Genomic DNA, 1,500 nt, shown 5'->3' on the forward strand with positions numbered 1-1,500 from the left:
CAAGCTTGCGTTTTCGATGTATTCGTTTGTGATTCGACAGGGCTTTGAGACTATCTGGTAAGCGGCTGATAATTTTATTTAACATCAGTTTTTTAATCAGAGGCTCGTGCAAGAAGGGAATATCCAACCTTGTCCCCAGCCACTTTACTCTTGCCGTCAGCTGTTCTTCACAGCCGGGCTTCAACTCCAGGCAGGAGAAGGCATCGTAACCTGTCGGGTCTGGTGGTGTCGATTGGGTGCGATGCTCCGGTCTCAGAACAACCTGACCAAAAACGGGTGTAGCGGCACCTTTCAGCTGAACAGAAATCTGGTCGCCAATAGCAATATCCTTCCCAGTCAGGTTTTTGATGCTGCCCAGTGATACCTGACGGACTGTCTCCCCTCTGATTGCTACCGGTTCCACCTGAAGTACCGGGGTGATATGGCCGGTTCGTCCCACTCTGAAATCAACGCCCTTAACTTCCGTTACCGCACTGTCTGAAGCGAATTTCCAGGCAATGGCCCAGGCAGGGCTGCGGCTGTCCCAGCCCAGTTTTTTGCGAAGCTCGAGGTTGTCCAGTTTCAGAACAATACCGTCCATCAGGAAGGGTTCTTCACCACTGGGTTTGCTGTAGGTTTGACGGATTTTTTCTATCTCTTTCAGAGTATTCACCAGATCGGTATACCGGGCGGGCAGTTCAAAGCCATAGCTGTACAGGGTGTTAATAACCGTTATGTCGCTCTCAAACGGGCTGTTGACCCAGCGCCAGGGGAAAAACTCGATACTGTCCAGTGAACTAACATCCAGTTCTTTGCGACTGATATGGCCGGAGACAAAATGGCGGGCACTGCTGTAAGTGGAATGTCTGACGGTCTCACTCAAACGGGCAAACAGTTCTCCATGGAGGATAATGTCATTGTATTCCGTTTTCAGCACTTTCGGGATCATGGGCATCTGTTTGACTGCATCTAGAATATTCTCTCCTCTGTCGCCTGTGCCACGGGTGGAAGCGGCTACCAGTTTGCGGTTCTGATAAACCAGCTCAACCGCAACACCATCTATCTTGGGTTGAACCAGAATGCTTTCCTTTCCGGCTTCTTTGAGGAATTTTTTGATGTCGTTAATGTCCCGGGCTTTTTTCAAACTACCCATAAAGGCGCGATGATCGACTTGTCCTTCGGCATTCTCTTCAGCGACAGCGGGGAGTGTCAGTTCTGGAAAACAGTGTTTCAGAGATTGCAGTTGAGCTTTTAGCGCATCGTATTCATGGTCGGTAAGGACCGGAGAGTGCTTGTTGAAGTAGAGATCGTCGTGGTGTTTGATTTCTTTGTGCAGAGCAGTGATCTGCTTTTCAGCCTGCACAGCAGACCAGCTTGGGCAGGCACTCCATGCCGCCACTGGGATGAGCAAAAGTAAGGGTAAAAAAAGGTGTTTCATGATCAGTTTTCCGGGGCGGGTATCGTCTTTTATTGATCGGCAACAAAAGACGAAACTGATCGGGAGGTGGGTCAGAATCAAAT

General features: G+C 49.5%; 1 protein-coding gene. It reads right to left on the reverse strand.

Annotated elements, in window-relative coordinates; translation table 11 throughout:
- Positions 1 to 1,342 (reverse strand): hypothetical protein (locus KDK16_RS02865; protein WP_257274586.1); only part of this gene is annotated, 1,342 nt, incomplete at its 3' end.
- Positions 1,343 to 1,500: the final 158 nt, after the last annotated feature.

It is taken from the genome of Endozoicomonas sp. SESOKO4, assembly GCF_024606275.1.